Origin of the sequence: Trebonia sp. (assembly GCF_049794275.1) — a bacterium.
Taxonomy (GTDB): domain Bacteria; phylum Actinomycetota; class Actinomycetes; order Streptosporangiales; family Streptosporangiaceae; genus Trebonia.
The window spans coordinates 1-1,507 of record NZ_JBARCR010001204.1; the positions used below are offsets into that span (position 1 = coordinate 1).

Below are 1,507 nucleotides of genomic sequence, written 5' to 3' on the forward strand. Positions count from 1 at the left end.
CCGCGGCGGCCGGCTGGGCGCGCGAACTGCGCGCCGCAGGGGTGAACTTCGACCTGGCGCCGGTGATGGACGTGGTGCCCGCCGCCACGGCCGCGTCGAACGCGCCGATCGGGGCGCTGGACAGGCAGTTCGGCTCCACGCCGGCCGGCAACGGGGCGCATGGGGCGGCGTTCATCACCGGGATGGCCTCGGCCGGGGTAGCGACGTCGGCCAAGCACTTCCCCGGGCTCGGCCGGGTGACCGGGAACACCGACTTCACCGCCGACGTGGTCGATAACGTCACCACGCCGAATGATCCCGATCTCGGGTCGTTCCGCGCGGCGGTGGTCGCGGGAGTGCCGTTCGTCATGGTGGCGCTGGCCACCTACACGCTGATCGACCGTACCCAGCTGGCGGTGTTTTCGCCCACGGTGATGAAGCTGGTGCGGTCCGGGTCCGGGTCGGGGTCAGGCCTCGGCTTCGGCGGCGTGATCATGTCCGACGACCTGGGGGACGCCCTCGCCGTGCAGTCGATCCCGGCGGCGTCGCGGGCGATCTCGTTCCTGACCGCGGGCGGTGACATGATCACCTCGCAGTCGCTGGCGCCGGCGCAGGCGATGGCCGCGGCGGTGCTCGCGAAGGCTTCTTCGTCTCCGTCGTTCCGCGCCGTGGTGGACGCCGCGGCGCAGCGGATCCTCGCCGCCAAGCAGGCCTCCGGCCTGCTGACCTGCTGACGGGGTCCGCCGGTTTACCTGCGCTGACGGCTCGCGTTGTCGACGATCCGGGCGGCGAGGTCGCGCAGCTTGATGTTGTTGTTCTGCGACTCGCGGGCCAGTTCGTCGAATGCCTGCTCCGCGCCGATCCCGCGGCGGCTCATCACGATGCCGATAGCCTGGTCGATCAGCGCGCGGGAGTCGAGGGCCTTATGGAGATGCTCGGCCAGGGTGCGGGCCTTGGCGTAGCGGCGCGCGCTGGCGATCGTGGCGCTCGCCGCCGTGATGTACAGCCGGAGCAGCGCCACGTCGAAATCGCTGAAACCGTGCGGCTGCTCGCTGTAGAGATTGAGCGAGCCGGCGAACTCCTCGTCGATGAACAGCGGATGGCATAGGTAGCTCGCCACCCCGGCCGCCCGGGCGCTGCGCGCGAACCCCGGCCAGCGCTCGTGTGCCTCCTCCACCCCGACGCGGACGACCTCGCGGGTGCGGGACGCCTCAAGGCACGGGCCATCCCCGGTGGCGTACTGGTCGGAGTCGATCGCCCACACCCGCTCGTTGCTGCTGGCCACCGTCTCGCCCGCGTCACCGCTCAGTACGGTCACGCTCGCCATGTCGGCGCCAGGCACCGATTCGACCAGCTGGTCGACGCTGCGCTGCAGCACCCGGCCGACTTCTTCCTCGGCGGTCAGCACGTCCGCCAGTTCCGCCAGGTGGTCGGAGGCCTCATCGAGGCGCCTGACATACTCCTTCGGCGCCGCCGCCTGATCTTCGTCTAGCACTGGCCCGCCCCTTTTCGCCGCACCTGTCCGCCC

Annotated in this window: 2 protein-coding genes; one reads left to right on the forward strand and one right to left on the reverse strand. The window is 71.1% G+C overall.

What is annotated here, in order from left to right; translation table 11 throughout:
- The coding region (locus WA805_RS29665) for a glycoside hydrolase family 3 N-terminal domain-containing protein (RefSeq protein WP_425243975.1) at nt 1–713 on the forward strand (713 nt) is incomplete at its 5' end.
- A 14-nt stretch (nt 714–727) separates the two neighbouring features.
- Here WA805_RS29665 and WA805_RS29670 read toward each other — a convergent pair.
- On the reverse strand, nt 728–1,507 hold a 780-nt coding region (locus tag WA805_RS29670; RefSeq protein ID WP_425243976.1), incomplete at its 5' end, for a GAF and ANTAR domain-containing protein.